Origin of the sequence: Leeuwenhoekiella sp. H156, from assembly GCF_052218455.1 — a bacterium.
Classification (GTDB): domain Bacteria; phylum Bacteroidota; class Bacteroidia; order Flavobacteriales; family Flavobacteriaceae; genus Leeuwenhoekiella; species Leeuwenhoekiella parthenopeia.
Genome location: NZ_CP197499.1, coordinates 1,127,731 through 1,142,680, shown reverse-complemented (window position 1 = coordinate 1,142,680; position 14,950 = coordinate 1,127,731). Strand labels below are relative to the sequence as shown.

Genomic DNA, 14,950 nt, shown 5'->3' with positions numbered 1-14,950 from the left:
CTTATTGCGTGATATACATGACTTCTGAGTCCTCGATATATTTTGAAGGATTGAAAACTGCATTAAAATTGGAATCCACCTGATCGATACTGCTCTGAAGTCCTGTTAATTTACTGCGAAATTCTTCAGCAAAAACGGTATTTTGCGAAAAGAGTTTGATCAGTTCCCGGTATTTTGAAATATTGCTCTTCATACGCAGGGTTAATTGTCCAAATCGCTGGCGAAGCGACTGGGTTTTTACCATAAAACGTTCCACTTCCGTTAGCCATTCCTGACGGTGCTCAAGCTCCTTTTGGGTGATTTTGGCACTGATAACTTTTCTAAAGTCATTTTTAAGGGTTTCCCGTTCACTGTCAAGAGTCGCATTTTGATATTGTTTAAGCCTGCCTGATTCAATACCGTAATAATTAGACTGTTCCTGAAGTAAACGCTGGTATTCATCCTCCAGTTTATTGAGTTCCTCATTGATGCTCTGCCATTCATTATCTATAATACTCTGTTGCTGGCTAAACTGGCTTGCGGTATTCAAAACCTGAAGCATGACGGGGGTTTTGTCACGCAAATCCTTGCCCGCACCGCCTACCAGGTCAATCGCTGAAGAAATTCCGGTAGAAAAGCTTTGGTACAGTGACCCATATAAAGGCACCTGGCTGGCAGGCGTGTTGAGAATATTGAGACTGTTGTTGATGAGGTCGAGCCAATTGTCTTTGCCTTTTTTTCGCTCATACCACTCCTCATATTCTTTAAACCATTCGGTGTAGGCCTTGTATTGAGTAGGGTTATTTATCGCCGCGATTTTGCTGAAAAAATCCTGAGAAGAAAGCAGCAGGTTGCTGGGCTTAATATCCCGCTGAATGCTCATCAACTCGGTAAACGCGAGTTGCCCGTTTAATTTAAGCTGAATCTTTCTGGAATTTTCAAGCAGGCTGATGCGATTTTCCTGCTTTGAAATAATACTGTCTAAGCGTTCTAATCGCTGACTGCCCCGGTTAGGATTCAGATCAGAAAATTCATTTTGCAGCATTTTTAGCTTTACTGCGTTTTCTTCCAATTGCTTGTTTAGGTTGAGTAATAGCGAGTCGCGTTCCTTAATGATTTGGGCCGAAACCTGATCTTGGGCTACAGCGCTAATGCTTAGAAATAAACAGCTTATGAAGCAATACAATCGTGTCATCGAGAACGAAAATTTAGGTATAATCCAAAAATAGGAAATAAAGCCCTCGGTTTTCCAGAGGTTTATTTTGAGCTATTAATCCCGCTCTGCCTGTCTGAAATTTGGGAATCCGTTCTCATCCCATTCGATGATCCGGGCGCGGGCATGTCGGTTAAAATCATAAAGGGAGTTGCCGCGCACCTGCTCATAAACCCGGGCATGGTAGATTAGTACATCATTCTTGCCGTCTTCAGATTTTGTGAAGGAATTATGGCCGGGGCCAAAACGCCGTACTTCAGCATTGGTATAAAAAACGGGAGTTTCAGATTTATTCCAGGATTCGGGGTTCATCAAATCTGAATCTACATCGACCCAGAGCAGACCTAATGCGTAGTTGGCATCTGTAGCACTGGCCGAATACGTAATAAAAATTTTATCATCGTGTTTGAGTACCGCCGGTCCCTCATTTACCTTGTAGCCTTTAAGCTCCCAGTCGTATTTGGGATAAGTGATGATGAGCTCTTTTCCGGTAATGCTGGTAGGAGAGTCCATCTCAGCTAAAACGAGTGAAGTGCCTTCGTACGGACTTTTGGCCTGTGCCCAAATTAAATAACGTTTCCCCTTATGTTCAAACGGAGTGGCGTCTAAAGAGAATGAATCCTGTTCGGTGGTCATCTGGCCTTCTTCTTTCCAGGTTCCTTCGGTAGGATCTGCCGCATCTGTAGAAAGCGCAAACATGCGTATCTTCCATACATCTTCTACTTCGCCTGCCGCAAAATAGACGTACCATTTACCATCCATTTTATGAAGCTCAGGAGCCCAGATGTGAGCGCCCATTTTACCGGTTTCGTGCTTGGTCCAGATTACTTTCGGCTCTGCCGTACCCAAACCATTTAGGGTGTTTGATTTTCTGATTTCGATACGATCATACTCCGGTGCCGTGGCGATAAAATAATAGGTGCCATCACTATCTTTGTAAACAAAAGGGTCTGCGCGTTGCGGAACGATGGGGTTTATGTAAGGCAGTTCTTCGCAGTTATCAGCGGTGTTGGCTGAAGCTACAGCCTTTGTTTGAGCAGTTGCACAAGAGGTAAATGTCAGGATACCTGCAGCTAGCATAAATGCTTTGCGGTAAATTGAAGTAAAAGGAATCATAATTCTGTTTTAGTTTTTATAAATGTACTAAAAACGTTTATAATTTTAGCAAGCGCCTATGAGATCAAAAATGGAGGGCTTCTTCAGTTTGATACCAGTCGGGCTTTTGCTTTGGGATTTCGCCCCTGCTTCATGAGATATTTGGAGCAGAACTAGCTGATAAAGTTGTTTCAGGACAGGAAAAGCCGGGTAAGCGGTCTTGTGAGAACTTCTTTGGCGAGTTGGTTTTAAGGGATTTTGAAAAAAGTAATGTTGCTTCTAAACAGGCATCAAGGGCCGGTTTTTGAAACGGAAACTTTTGGTACAAACCCAAATAAATGCTGTAATTGCGTGCTTTTTTTGAATCCCGGGGAGAGCCCAGACCAGATGCTGTATTTCATGTTCCTGATAGAATTACAAGCCGAAACCTCAATGAAATACCTTATTTAAATACCGGATTTGAGCCTTGCTTCCGGGGAATAGCTATTTATACCAGAGTTAATTTTATTCCCAGCTCCTGGATGCGGTCTGCCAGGTTTTCGGAAAGATCTTTATCTGTAATGATCTCGTCTATCTCATCCAGGTTGCAAATTTTAGCGAGACTGCGTTTTCCAAATTTACTTGAATCGGCCAGAATTATGGTTTTTTGTGCTGCCTGCATCATTTTTTGATTGAGAATGGCTTCTTCAATATTTGTTGTGGTACAGCCAAAATCGAGATCTATACCATCAACTCCCATAAATAATTGGTTGGAAGAGATGTGATTTAAGATGTGTTCTGCATAGTGTCCGGTAACCGAGGCAGAGCGGTGTCTTATGTTTCCACCCAGCTGTATGATATCGATATCCCGGTGATTGAGCAGCTCAATCGTCACCTGAAGTGAAGAGGTGATGATATTCAGTTTTCCTTTGGGTACAATGACTTTTGCAAGCTGTTGCACGGTTGTACCACTGGCAATGATGATCGAATCGTTTTCCTGAATACGGGTTGCGGCCATATCTGCAATTAAGGATTTTTCGGTGGCAGAGATTGCGGCCTTTTCGGTAATATCCCGTTCATTTATGTAGGGATTTTCTAATGAAGCTCCTCCGTGCGTGCGAAAAAGCAATCCTTTATCTTCTAATAATTTCAGGTCCTTTCGTATGGTTACGGCAGAAACATTTAATCGTTCGCAAAGCGTAGCAACTTTAATATGCTTTTCGGTCTTTAATTGATCGAGTATTTTCTGATGTCTTTCCATAGTGCTGAAGGGCGCGCGTAAAATTTTAGTTAAGCATCACAAATATAAGCGGTTCGTGTCGGATTAAAAACTAAGTTTCTTTTAGTTTCGTTTTTAATCGAAATGCATAAAATTTAAATTCAAACGAAAAATTTAACTTTCGTTTATAATCGTTTAATTTCATTTTTTATAAGTTTGTGTGTAATCAGTAATACTTGAAAACCAAATGAAAACCAATATTTTTAATAGAGAGCAACTTATCAGTCAGCTTCCCGGCGTAAAAAAATGGGATGTAATTGTAATAGGTGGTGGTGCCAGTGGACTTGGTGTTGCTGTTGACAGCGCAACCCGTGGTTATAAAACCTTATTGCTGGAACAGGTAGACTACGCCAAGGGTACTTCGAGCCGTAGTACAAAATTAGTGCACGGTGGGGTGCGTTACCTGGCTCAGGGAAATATTGATCTGGTACGCGAAGCGCTGCACGAACGTGGTTTGCTTGAGAAAAACGCACCGCATTTGGTTAAAAATCAAAGTTTTGTGATTCCTAACTACCGCTGGTGGGAGGGTATTTATTACACAATTGGTTTAAAGGCTTATGATTTTTTAGCCGGAAAATTAAGTTTGGGTAAATCTACCCACATCAATAAAACCAATACGGTCGAGCGCCTCTCTACGCTGCGCCAGAAAGGTTTATACGGTGGTGTGGTTTATAAAGACGGTCAGTTTGATGATTCCAGACTGGCAGTGAACCTTGCACAAACCGCTATAGAACAGGGGGCAACTTTGCTCAATCATTTTAAGGTTACAGGTTTAGCGCAGGATACTTCCGGCAAAATCACCGGAGTAGAGGCCCTCGATACCGAGACGAATACCAGTTATTCATTTGATGCCAATCTGGTTATTAACGCAACCGGAGTATTTTCTGATGAAATTTTAAAAATGCAGAATAAGGATGCACGTAAATCTATTGTTCCCAGTCAGGGTGTGCATCTGGTTTTTGATAAATCCTTTTTGCCCGGCGAAGATGCCATAATGATTCCTAAGACAGACGACGGCAGGGTGTTATTTGCTGTCCCCTGGCACGATAAAGTAATCGTAGGTACCACAGATACCAATCTGGATGATCACAGTCTGGAACCCCAGGCTCAGGAACAGGAGATTGAATTCATTCTGCAAACCTTCAATAATTATCTGGATAAAAAAGTAACGCGTGCAGATGTACGCAGTATCTATGCCGGATTACGCCCTTTGGCAGCGCCAAAAGATTCTTCAGAAAAGACCAAAGAAATCTCGCGTAGTCATAAAGTAATTGTTTCAGAATCTGGACTGCTAACCATCACAGGTGGTAAGTGGACGACCTACAGACGTATGGCTCAGGACACCATAGACAAAGCGATTTCTTTAAAAAGACTTCCGAAGCAACCGTGCAGGACCAAAGATTTAAAAATTCACGGGGCAAAACCAACGGAAGACCGCAACGATCACAAATACATTTACGGTACAGATCAAAAAGGTATCGCAGATCTGATTAAAGAAGATGCCTCACTCGGTGAAAAATTGCACCCAAGATTGCCATTTCTAAAAGCAGAGGTGGTATGGGCAGCCCGTTATGAGATGGCACGTACGGTAGATGATGTGTTGGCGAGACGGGTAAGAGCCTTGTTTTTAGATGCTCACGCAGCAATAGATATGACCCCGGAAGTAGCACAGATTTTAGCCAAAGAATTAAATCGTGACGAAGCCTGGAGGATAGAACAGGTAGAAAAATTCACAAAATTGGCCAACCACTATTGTATTGAAAGCAATACCGTAACCGCATAAATAAAACCAATATATGAGGTTGTCTAAAAAGTAAGGCCATGTCATGTTGAGCCTGTCGAAATATGTTTAGCATACTGATCATCAAAATCAGTTTCGACAGGTTAAATCTGACAACTCAAGTTATTAAGTCTTTTTAGACAGCCTCTCTAACCTAAAAACCTAATTAAATGGACCAGTATATTTTAGCCTTAGATCAGGGAACTACAAGTTCTCGCGCAATCGTTTTCGATAAAAGCGGAAGCATTGTTTCCATTGCTCAAAAGGAGTTTAAACAATATTTCCCGAAACCGGGCTGGGTAGAACACGATCCTCAGGAAATTTGGTCCACACAGGCAGGGGTAGCTGCAGAAGCAACGGTTTCTGAAGGTTTAAATGGAAAAAATATAGCCGGGATTGGGATTACCAATCAGCGGGAAACGGTGGTAGTTTGGGACCGAAACACCGGCAAAGCGATTTATAATGCGATTGTATGGCAGGATAAACGTACAGCAGATTATTGCGATGAACTGAAGGAAAGCGGCAAAGCCGAAATGATCCAGGAGAAAACAGGGCTGGTGATTGATTCTTATTTTTCGGGGACCAAAGTAAAATGGATTCTAGATAACGTAGAAGGTGCCCGCGAAAAAGCGGAAGCAGGAGATCTGGTTTTGGGAACTATTGATACCTGGTTGATTTGGAATTTCACCAAAGGTGAATTGCACGTTACAGACGTTACCAATGCGTGCAGAACCTTGTTGTATAACATCAATACGATGGACTGGGATGATGAACTTCTCGAACTTTTTGATATCCCAAAAAGCATGCTTCCCGAGGTGAAGGATTCCAGTGAAATATACGGTCATACAAAAACTACGGTGTTTGCTTCCAAAATCCCAATTGCAGGTATCGCAGGAGACCAGATGGCCGCTCTTTTTGGCCAAATGTGTACCAAAAAAGGTATGGTAAAAAGCACCTACGGCACCGGTTGCTTTATGCTTATGAATATTGGTGACAAGCCTATCTTATCTAAAAATAACCTGCTTACTACAGTTGCATGGCGCATTAACGGTAAAACCGAATATGCTCTGGAAGGAAGTATTTTCATTGGAGGGGCGGTTGTACAGTGGTTGCGTGATGGTCTTGGGATTATTAAAAAATCGAATCACGTCGAAAGATTAGCGGCTTCGGTAGATTCTACAGATGGAGTTTATTTTATTCCGGCTTTTGCAGGATTGGGAGCACCCTATTGGAACCAAAAAGGAAAAGGAACCATCTTTGGGATTACCCGCGGCACAACAGACGCGCACATTGCCAGAGCTTCTATTGAGGCAATCGCTTACCAGACGATGGACATTCTCAAAGCTATGCACGCCGATTCGGATATAGAAATTAAAGAATTACGCGTTGACGGTGGTGCTTCTATCAACGATACCCTGATGCAGTTTCAGGCAGATGTTTTAGACTCTATTACCATACGACCTAAAATTACAGAAACCACTGCTTTAGGTGCGGCCTATCTTGCAGGACTCGCAGTGGGATTCTGGAAAAGCCAGAAAGAAATTGAAGAAATGTGGCAGGAAGAAAAACGTTTCAACCCGGAGAAAGACAGGTCTGCTGTCGAGGAAGGTATTAAAGGATGGTATCGCGCAATTAAGGCGTTAGAATATTGGACAACCGTATAATACCCGAGCTTATGACACCTTTTGTAGCAGAAATTATTGGCACAAGCTTACTCATCCTTTTAGGAGGAGGAATTGTTGCAAACGATATTTTAAGTAAAACCAAAGGACACGGCGGTGGCTGGATGACAATTACCACGGCCTGGGGCCTTGCTGTTTTTGTAGGCGTGGTGGTTGCCGGGCCTTACAGCGGGGCGCATTTAAATCCGGCAGTTACTTTGGGGTTAGCAATAGGAGGACTGTTTCCCTGGGAAGATGTTCCTGCTTATATCGCTGCAGAATTTATAGGAGCCATGATCGGGTCTGCATTGGTTTACCTGATGTATAAAGACCACTTTGACGCCACCGAAGACGCGGGGCTTAAGCGCGCTGTATTCTGTACAGATCCTGCAATCCCCAATAACTTTAGAAACATCATCAGTGAGATCATTGGTACTTTCGTGCTTATATTTTGTGTCTTCTATTTCTCTGGTGCCGAAATTAACGATGGTACCGGTACAAAAGTGGGATTGGGTTCTATAGGAGCCATCCCGGTAGCCTTTGTCGTATGGGGAATAGGTCTCTCTTTAGGAGGAACTACAGGATATGCGATCAATCCCGCACGGGATTTGGGACCTCGTATTGTACACGCATTATTGCCCATTAAAGGCAAAACAGACAGCGGCTGGAGTTATGCCTGGATTCCTGTTTTAGGCCCCATAATAGGTGCCGTCCTGGCGGCCCTGCTTTACCTCGCTTTAAATTAAATAATCGAAAACACCATTATGAAATTTTTAAACACAGCCCTGGCGCTGGTGTGCTTTATGGCATTCCAGCAGCTGGAGGCTCAGGAAGACGTACGCTCATCTCAACTGGAAATCGCAGATTCAACGGCTCAGGAACAGCAGGCTTTTGACTTTAATGTCCGGGTAAAAACCATGCATTTATGGAAAGGTCTGCGGGTAACCGATGCGCCTGTAGTTGATGTCGATCTCAACTATACCTCCAAAGACGGTCGTTTTAAAGCAGGCTTATGGGGTGGTGCAGGTGTGACCGGATACTATACCGAGTTTGATTATTATGCTTCGTACTCGTATCGGGGCTTTTCACTTTCGGTCTGGGATATTAACAATTCCAGTGATTTTCCTGATGCAGACATTTTTGACTACGATCGAAGCACTACCTCTCATTTTATAGATGTAACCCTGGGTTATCAGTTTAAGTCTGTACCGCTTAAACTTTCGTGGAGTACCATCGTTCAGGGAAGGGATACCTATGTTACCGATTCCGGGAACTTACGGAATGCTTTTTCCAATTACGTAGAGGCCAGCTATAAACTCATTCAGAAGAAAGACTGGTCAATCAGTGCGTTTGCGGGTGGTGCATTCTCGTTTAAAAGCGCGTCTCATTTCTATGGGGACAAACCCAATGTGACCAATCTTGGAGTAATTTATACCAAAGAAGTTATGGTGCTTAAGAAATTCAGCTTACCCTTTGCCGCAACAGCGATGTGGAATCCCGAGCAGGAATACGGTGCGATTGAAGTGGCTGTAACCTTGTTTTAATCTAGGAGGCGCTGATGAATTTTTTAATATCCTTATTGGACCCGTACAAGACTAAAATATCGTCTTTTTCGAGCAGCAGATGAGGCGTGGCAACACTTTGCACATCTACGATGGTTTTGGTTTTGCCTACATTGGTGTCAACCTGCGCATTTTTGAGCGTGGTAAGCACCAGCAGGTTATAACGTTCTCTAAATTGAACATCTTCAACCGTCTTATTCTCATACTTTCTGGGCAGTTTTACTTCAACAATACTGAAATAATCATTGAGCTCAAACGAGTCTACCACGCCGTGCATACATAACTTTTTGGCCCAGCGCTCGGCACTTTCCTGCTCCGGGTGCACGATTTCATCAACCCCAATGGCATTCAGGACATTTTCGTGCAGGTTGTTTACGGCCCGGCTGATGAGTTTTTTCACTTTCAGGTTTTTGAGCAGTGCACTTACCATTACATTGGTTCCCTGATTTTCGCCAATCGCCACAATTACAATGTCGGTATCTTTAAGAGGCAATCCGTTTACGGTATGCTCGTCTGTCGCATCGAGGCAAATGGTATGGGATATTTTTTCTTTCATCGCCTCTACCTTCTGCATATTGATGTCAATACCTATAACTTCATTGCCTTGTGCTGTGAGTTTTTCGGCCAAAGAGGCTCCAAAACTACCAAGTCCTATAATGATGTATTTCATAAACGAATGTCTTAATTGATTAAAATTTCTTCGGTAGGATAGCGGTATGCCTGTTGTTTTACTTTTCTAAATAATGCGATCATCAGGGTAAGCATACTTACTCTTCCTATAAACATAACCGCAATAATTACTCCTTTGCTTGCTGCCGAAAGACTTGAAGTAATACCCAGACTGAGTCCTACCGTACTGTAAGCCGAAAAGCATTCAAAAGCAATGCTGAGCAGCGTTTTTTGGGAATCGAAACTCGAAATCGCGATCACCGCAAACCCGATGACAACCAAAGAAAGCGAAATAATAGCAAACGCCCGGCGTACCGAAATTTCTGCAATCTCGCGGCGGTACACCTCGATGCGGGTTTTTCCTTTAGCAAGGCTGAAAAAGTTAAGAGTCGCGATGGCAAAGGTGCTGGTTTTAATACCCCCTCCGGTTGAAGCGGGTGAGGCTCCCACCCACATCAATAAAAAGATAAGCATCAGGGTAGAAAAGTGAAGCTGATTCATATCTACCGTATTGAAACCTGCTGTACGCGGGGTCGCGGCACCAAATAGCGCAGTTACCACTTTCCCAAAACCGTTGTGCTCTGCAAGCGTGTTGGAGTATTCGTTGATGTAGACCAAAACGGTACCGATAAGCAAAAGACTGCTGGTGGTTATAAGCGTTATGCGACTGCTTAGACTAAGCAACCATGGCTTGTAAACAATCTCGTGATCCCGGTCTAAAAGGGGTTTGATGATTTTATATTTCAAATACCGCAAAACGTTGATCACAATGGGGAAACCGAGTCCGCCAAAGACAAACAGCGCTATTAACGTGAGCTGCAAGCCGTAGTTATAGCGGTAGTTGATGTCGTAAATGCCGTTTGATAAGGTTGAAAACCCGGCGTTGCAAAAAGCGGAAACCGAGTGGAAAATAGAAAAAGCGATGCGGTCACCCAATTCGGGAAGCACTTTCGCCTTCAGGCTTAAAAAAATGAGAAATGCGCCTACAATTTCGATAGAAAAAGTAATGGCCAGAATGCGTTTCAGCGTAGAAAAGACCTCGCCAATTTTCTTGGAATTGTTCATATCACTCAGCATCACCTGATTTTCAAAAGAAGAAACCCCTTTAAAAAAGTAGCTGAAGTAACTGGCAAAAGTAAGAATGCCCAGTCCGCCAAGCTGAATAAGAAAAACGATGATATTTTGACCAAAGGCTGTAAAATAACTTCCGGTATCTACCACAATCAAACCGGTTACGCAAACGGCACTGGTTGAGGTAAACAAGGCATCCAGAAAACTGATTCCCTCGTAGGTAGCATTGGGAAGCATCAGTAAAAATGCACCCAGTACAATGATTCCCAAAAAGCTTACAATAAAGAGCTGAGCCGGGTTTAGCGCACTTTTTTTATAGGAAACTTTTTGCTCGGCAAATTCCCGTATAAACGTAAGTAAAATCGCTACTTTGATCCAGTTGTCGTTGTATAGGAAATCGAGATGCCGGTGTGCTTCCTGGCCCAGAAAATGTATGGCAATGATGTAGATGGTAACAGCAATACTGGCATAATCAAATAAGACCACCTGCCTGCTGCGTTTGATGTGTTCGGCAAAATACCGCGTAAGTGTGGCCCCAATACCAATAAACAGAATAATCAGGTAAAAAGCATTGAGCGCCCGCTGTATGGTTGAAGACTGCTCGTAACCAAAGTCGATGATAAAAGCAAAAACACCAATCAGGCTCAGTATAAAGGCTGTACGGTAAATCGTCTTGAGGAACTTAGATTTTGCTGAAGTGTCGTTCAAATCCCAAACATTAAGAATATGCGCAAAGGTATTGCAAATCTAAATTCTGTTGAGATTTGGGTCTTAAAGTATTCTAAAATTTGGTTTTAAAGCGTTAAATGAAATGACTACTGGTGGTGAGCATTGCGCTATGGTATTTTAAAAACTTAATTTTGCCAAAAACCGAAAGATGAAAGCAAAAACAGAGGCTCGTTTGGAGTTGACCGAAGCTCAAATGCGTGAATATGGCTATAAAGTGGTAGATGCCTTAGTCGCTCATCACGCGGGGCAGGAATCTAAAAAACCTGTGGCTGTGGCTAGCAGAGCCGAGATGGATGAACTTTTGACTGAAAACGCACCCGAAGAGGCTACTTCTTTTGAAACGGTGATGCAGGGCGTGATGGAAAAAGTGATTCCGCATATCAATCTCTTGAGCCATCCCAAGTTTTTCTCGTTTGTACCGGGACCCAGCAATTTTGTAAGTGTTTTGGCCGATACCCTGGCGACCGGTTTTAATGTCTTTTCAGGAGGCTGGGCCGCTTCTCCGGCAGCTGCCGAACTGGAGATCATTACCATCAACTGGCTTTTGAATCTCTATGGCTTCCCTAAAAAGCGGGGTGGCGGTATTTTTACCAGCGGAGGTTCTATGGCCAACCTCACGGCTTTGGTTACCGCCCGTAATGTAAAATGCGGCGATGATTTTTCGAAAGCGGTTATCTATCTTTCAGATCAGGCGCATTCTTCTAACGTAAAAGCGATACGGGTGATGGGTTTTACCAAAGAGCAAATACGCATCATCCCAACCGATATGGAGTTTAAGTTTGCCATTAACAAGCTTAAAAACGCGATAAATAAAGACCGATTGGAAGGCTGGAAACCCTTTTGCCTGTTGGCTTCAGCAGGGACGACCAATACAGGAACAGTTGACCAGCTCACCGAACTTTCTGAAATCGCAAAGGCCGAAGATCTTTGGTTTCACATTGATGGTGCCTATGGCGGAGCGGCTATTTTGGCGAAAGACGGAAAACAATTGCTGAAAGGTGTTGATAAAGCCGATTCTCTAACCGTTGATCCGCACAAGTGGTTTTATCAGCCCTATGAAATGGGCTGTTTGCTGGTGCGCAATCATAAATGGCTGAGCGGTACGTTTACCGAAAAGCCCGAATATCTTAAGGATGTAGAAGGAAACAGTTCTGAAATCAATTTTTACGATCACGGCATCCAACTTACGCGCAGATTCCGGGCGCTTAAATTTTATATGAGTGTCAAAACTTTTGGACTGAAAGCCTTTCGCGAAGCCATAGATTACAATTTTAAACTTTGTGATGCGACCGAAAGTCTTTTGCGTAAGAGCAAAAAATGGGAAGTAGTCTCGCCATCAACGCTTGCGATCATCAACTTTAGGTACAATCCTATTGATAAAAAATATTCGGAAGCTGAACTCGATAAGCTCAATTCAAAAATATCGGAAGCGGTAGTACAATCGCGTGAGGCGATGCTGGTAACCACGATTCTAAATGGGCAAATCGTACTGCGTATGTGTTTGATAAATCCGCGTACGACTTTTGATCACGTCAAAGAGACCATTGATTTGTGTGAAGCCGTTGCGGAAAAAATTTAAAGTTCAAGATTCAAAGGTTCAAAATTTCAAATCTGAACCTTGAATCTTAAGTTTTGAACCTTGAATTATTCCTCCATCTTATCTAAAATCTCGTCTTTGGTGATTTTGGGGTTGGCACCTTTTTTACCGGCGACCATAGCGCCCAGAGCACAGGCAAAGCCCAGCGCATATTCGGGTTCCGATTCTTCTTTAAAAAGTTGGTAAAGCAGTCCGCCCAAAAACGAATCTCCCGCCCCAACGGTATCAACCACTGTAGTGGGATAACCGGGGTGTGAGTATAATTTTCCGTCTTTATAAAGTACAGCGCCCGCTTTCCCCAGCGTGACGCAGATCAGTGAGGTGTTGGTTTCTTTGCTTAACTGAGCCAGTTGATCTTCAATAGCACCGCTTTTTATACCGAAATGCTCCGCAAGTATCTCCAGTTCTTCGTCATTCATTTTAACCATTTGCGCCTGTTTCATAAACTGCACCAAATGCTCCATTTTATAGTGCGGTGCCCGAAGGTTTACATCAAAAACGGCATATTTACTTTGCGGAAGCAGTTCTTTTAAAGTTGCGCGCGACGTTTCACAGCGGGCTGCCAGAGAGCCAAACACAAACAAATCGGCATGAGAGACCGCTTTCATGTTTTCGTTAGAGATGGAAATAGCATCCCAGGCAACGGGCTCTTTAATCTCGTAAGAAGCACTACCGGAATCGTCAAGCGTAACCAGTACCTGCCCGGTCTCGAGTTCATCGTCCTCCTGAATGAGGCTTTGGTTTAAATCAAGCACATCTAGTTTAGCCCGGGTTTCTTCAGCCAAAGCATCGGTTCCCAGACGGCTGATCATGGTTGTGGAAACTCCAAGACTTTTTAGGCGAAGACAAAGATTAAGCGGGGCACCGCCCAGTTTTTTTCCGTCAGGGAATACATCCCACAGGATTTCACCATAGCTTACTGCTTTTAAGGAGTCTTTCATAGCATTACGGGTTTACAGATCTTACTAGTTAGTTTGATTTAGAGTGATTTACTTTAATAGTTTTTCTTCCAGCTCTTCGAGCGAAATACCTTTGGTTTCAGGCATCATAAATTTAGTGAACAGCAATTGCAGCACCATCATAAAGGCAAAAAACGCAAAAATAGGCCAGGGATTGTCTTTAAAGATGCCGTCTTCACCATCTAAAAATACAGGAGTGAGTAAGGTTATTAAGGCTGCGAAAACCCAGTGGGTTCCGGTTCCCCAGGATTGCCCGTAGGCACGTACCTTGTTCGGGAAAATTTCAGAAATAAAAACCCAGATCACCGCGCCCTGTCCCACGGCGTGCGAGGCAATGAACACCAAAATAAACGCGAGCAGCAAGGTAGGGCTTGCCGAAGCGTAAAAACACCAGGCTACAGTTGAAAGGCTTATAATATAACCCAGCGAACCGATGTACATCAGGGTTCTGCGGCCCAGTTTGTCAATCAGACCCACACCCACAAAGGTGAAAATCAGGTTTACAAAACCTATGGAAATCGAATTGAATAATGAATCTTCAGTCGCTAAACCGGCTTTTACTAAAATTTCAGGAGCATAATATAAAATGAAATTGATACCCGAAACCTGATTGAAAAAGGCGATCAAAAATGCCAGAATGAGCGGTTTTTTGTAGCGTTTGGTAAACAAGGTGACCTCGTCTGAAGTTTTGGCTAGTTCGGTTTTAATAGCGTCAATTTTTTGCTGTACTTCCGCTTTAGGATACACCCGGTTCAGAATTTCAAAAGCTGATTTTTCGTCTTTCTTTTTATGTAAAAGCCAGCGCGGACTTTCAGGCACGCTCAAAACAAGTATTACATAAAGAATAGCAGGAATGCCTTCTACGCCGAGCATCCAGCGCCAGTCGTTTGCACCCTGAAAACCTTCAAGCAGATAATTGGAGAAAAACGCGATCAGGATCCCAAAAACAATATTGAATTGGTACAACGCCACCAGTTTACCGCGGTTTGAGGCTGTTGAAATTTCAGAAATATAGGTAGGTGCTGCTACCGAAGAAGCGCCTACGCCCACCCCGCCAATAAACCGGAAGAACGAGAACAGATAAGGATCTGGTGATAAAGCCGAACCTACCGCAGATACAAAATACAGCACCCCAATCCAGAACAGGGTTTTTTTACGTCCAAAACGATCACAGGGTATACCGCCGGTGAGTGAGCCTAGAACCGTACCCCAAAGCGCCATAGACATGATAAAGAGTCCATGAAACCAGGGCGATAAATTCCAGAGTTCGCGTACCGGTAAGTTAGCTCCCGAAATTACTACGGTATCAAAACCGAAGAGAAATCCGGCAAGCGCTGCGGTTATTGACCATTTTTGTACTGCTTTCATAATAAATTA

12 protein-coding genes are annotated in these 14,950 nt (G+C 43.3%); 5 read left to right on the top strand and 7 right to left on the bottom strand.

Annotation, left to right across the window (positions count from 1 at the left end; all coding sequences use genetic code 11):
* Nucleotide 1 precedes the first annotated feature (1 nt).
* From ACSSS3_RS04815 to ACSSS3_RS04805, 3 genes are all read right to left on the bottom strand, one after another.
* On the bottom strand, nt 2-1,174 hold the full coding sequence (locus tag ACSSS3_RS04815; protein ID WP_228230009.1) for a hypothetical protein: 1,173 nt from the start codon (nt 1,172-1,174) through the stop codon (nt 2-4).
* 75 nt (nt 1,175-1,249) lie between these two features.
* Nucleotides 1,250-2,308, bottom strand: coding sequence for a glycoside hydrolase family 43 protein (locus tag ACSSS3_RS04810; RefSeq protein WP_442846629.1), 1,059 nt, complete (start codon nt 2,306-2,308; stop codon nt 1,250-1,252).
* A gap of 466 nt (nt 2,309-2,774) precedes the next feature.
* Nucleotides 2,775-3,527: a DeoR/GlpR family DNA-binding transcription regulator gene (locus ACSSS3_RS04805; protein WP_442846628.1), complete on the bottom strand. Its 753-nt coding sequence runs from the start codon at nt 3,525-3,527 to the stop codon at nt 2,775-2,777.
* A 205-nt stretch (nt 3,528-3,732) separates the two neighbouring features.
* Between ACSSS3_RS04805 and ACSSS3_RS04800 the strand changes: the two genes are divergently transcribed.
* The 4 genes from ACSSS3_RS04800 (at nt 3,733) to ACSSS3_RS04785 (ending at nt 8,530) form a co-directional block, all read left to right on the top strand.
* Nucleotides 3,733-5,328 (top strand): FAD-dependent oxidoreductase, encoded by a 1,596-nt coding sequence (locus tag ACSSS3_RS04800; protein WP_442846627.1) that lies wholly within the window; start codon nt 3,733-3,735, stop codon nt 5,326-5,328.
* A 167-nt stretch (nt 5,329-5,495) separates the two neighbouring features.
* Nucleotides 5,496-6,989: a glycerol kinase GlpK gene (gene glpK, locus ACSSS3_RS04795; protein ID WP_442846626.1), complete on the top strand. Its 1,494-nt coding sequence runs from the start codon at nt 5,496-5,498 to the stop codon at nt 6,987-6,989.
* Between the two features lie 11 nt (nt 6,990-7,000).
* The gene (locus tag ACSSS3_RS04790; RefSeq protein ID WP_442846625.1) at nt 7,001-7,732 is read left to right on the top strand and encodes an MIP/aquaporin family protein; all 732 of its coding nucleotides are present in this window, start codon (nt 7,001-7,003) and stop codon (nt 7,730-7,732) included.
* A gap of 18 nt (nt 7,733-7,750) precedes the next feature.
* A complete protein-coding gene (locus ACSSS3_RS04785; protein ID WP_442846624.1) occupies nt 7,751-8,530 on the top strand; it encodes a hypothetical protein in 780 nt (259 codons plus the stop codon).
* 1 nt (nt 8,531) lies between these two features.
* Here the strand turns inward: ACSSS3_RS04785 and ACSSS3_RS04780 are convergent, their stop codons facing one another.
* Nucleotides 8,532-9,218, bottom strand: a complete 687-nt coding sequence (locus ACSSS3_RS04780) for a potassium channel family protein (protein ID WP_228230002.1) — start codon at nt 9,216-9,218, stop codon at nt 8,532-8,534.
* An 11-nt stretch (nt 9,219-9,229) separates the two neighbouring features.
* Nucleotides 9,230-10,996, bottom strand: coding sequence for a TrkH family potassium uptake protein (locus ACSSS3_RS04775; protein WP_442846623.1), 1,767 nt, complete (start codon nt 10,994-10,996; stop codon nt 9,230-9,232).
* 169 nt (nt 10,997-11,165) lie between these two features.
* Between ACSSS3_RS04775 and ACSSS3_RS04770 the strand changes: the two genes are divergently transcribed.
* Nucleotides 11,166-12,596, top strand: a complete 1,431-nt coding sequence (locus ACSSS3_RS04770) for a pyridoxal phosphate-dependent decarboxylase family protein (protein ID WP_442846622.1) — start codon at nt 11,166-11,168, stop codon at nt 12,594-12,596.
* A 65-nt stretch (nt 12,597-12,661) separates the two neighbouring features.
* Here the strand turns inward: ACSSS3_RS04770 and ACSSS3_RS04765 are convergent, their stop codons facing one another.
* Together ACSSS3_RS04765 and ACSSS3_RS04760 are read right to left on the bottom strand one after the other, a co-directional pair.
* On the bottom strand, nt 12,662-13,555 hold the full coding sequence (locus ACSSS3_RS04765) for a carbohydrate kinase family protein (RefSeq protein ID WP_228229999.1): 894 nt from the start codon (nt 13,553-13,555) through the stop codon (nt 12,662-12,664).
* Between the two features lie 48 nt (nt 13,556-13,603).
* Nucleotides 13,604-14,941 carry a sugar porter family MFS transporter gene (locus ACSSS3_RS04760; protein WP_442846621.1) on the bottom strand — a complete coding sequence of 446 codons (1,338 nt, stop codon included), beginning with the start codon at nt 14,939-14,941 and terminating at the stop codon, nt 13,604-13,606.
* Between the last annotated feature and the right edge of the window lie 9 nt (nt 14,942-14,950).

Coding starts and splice junctions, on each gene's coding strand:
- ACSSS3_RS04805 (WP_442846628.1), bottom strand. CDS start 3,527: ATGGAAAGACATCAGAAAATACTCGATCAATTAAAGACCGAAAAGCAT.
- ACSSS3_RS04760 (WP_442846621.1), bottom strand. CDS start 14,941: ATGAAAGCAGTACAAAAATGGTCAATAACCGCAGCGCTTGCCGGATTT.
- ACSSS3_RS04810 (WP_442846629.1), bottom strand. CDS start 2,308: ATGATTCCTTTTACTTCAATTTACCGCAAAGCATTTATGCTAGCTGCA.
- glpK (WP_442846626.1), top strand. CDS start 5,496: ATGGACCAGTATATTTTAGCCTTAGATCAGGGAACTACAAGTTCTCGC.
- ACSSS3_RS04785 (WP_442846624.1), top strand. CDS start 7,751: ATGAAATTTTTAAACACAGCCCTGGCGCTGGTGTGCTTTATGGCATTC.
- ACSSS3_RS04770 (WP_442846622.1), top strand. CDS start 11,166: ATGAAAGCAAAAACAGAGGCTCGTTTGGAGTTGACCGAAGCTCAAATG.
- ACSSS3_RS04765 (WP_228229999.1), bottom strand. CDS start 13,555: ATGAAAGACTCCTTAAAAGCAGTAAGCTATGGTGAAATCCTGTGGGAT.
- ACSSS3_RS04790 (WP_442846625.1), top strand. CDS start 7,001: ATGACACCTTTTGTAGCAGAAATTATTGGCACAAGCTTACTCATCCTT.
- ACSSS3_RS04815 (WP_228230009.1), bottom strand. CDS start 1,174: ATGACACGATTGTATTGCTTCATAAGCTGTTTATTTCTAAGCATTAGC.
- ACSSS3_RS04780 (WP_228230002.1), bottom strand. CDS start 9,218: ATGAAATACATCATTATAGGACTTGGTAGTTTTGGAGCCTCTTTGGCC.
- ACSSS3_RS04800 (WP_442846627.1), top strand. CDS start 3,733: ATGAAAACCAATATTTTTAATAGAGAGCAACTTATCAGTCAGCTTCCC.